We start from the raw sequence: 429 nt of genomic DNA, 5'->3' as shown, positions 1-429 counted from the left end.
TATGAACTGACTGTGCGTGAAAATCTTCTTCTGGGTTTGCCTCAGGCGGCGGTTGAGCGTCTTGGTGATGCTGATTTGTGGTCGGCTTTGTCGGTGGCTTGTGCTGATGATTTTGTGCGTGGTCTTGAGGGTGGTTTGGATGCTCAGTTGGGTGAGTCGTTTGGTGGTGTTGGTCTTTCGGGTGGTCAGTGGCAGCGTTTGGCGTTGGCGCGTGTGGTTCTTCGGGATGCGCCGGTGTGGGTGTTGGATGAGCCGACCAGCGCTGTGGATGCTGAGACTGAGGAGGAGATTTTTGCTCGGTTGAAGGTGGCTGCTGTTGGGCGTTTGGTGGTGTTGGTGTCTCATCGTGCGTGGACGTTGCGTGGTGTTGATTCTGTGGTGGTGTTGGATGGTGGGTGTGTGGTGGAGCAAGGAACCTACCGGGAGCTA

1 protein-coding gene is annotated in these 429 nt (G+C 55.9%); it reads left to right on the top strand.

Annotated features, from left to right (window positions below; translation table 11 throughout):
* Nucleotides 1–12: 12 nt before the first annotated feature.
* A partial coding sequence (locus HMPREF2927_RS04490) for an ATP-binding cassette domain-containing protein (RefSeq protein WP_246827357.1) occupies nt 13–429 on the top strand: 417 nt, incomplete at its 3' end.

The organism is Rothia sp. HMSC061E04 (genome assembly GCF_001813685.1).
GTDB lineage: Bacteria > Actinomycetota > Actinomycetes > Actinomycetales > Micrococcaceae > Rothia > Rothia mucilaginosa.
Note: the sequence above shows the minus strand (reverse complement) of the source record. Positions and strands in the feature narration are given on the sequence as shown.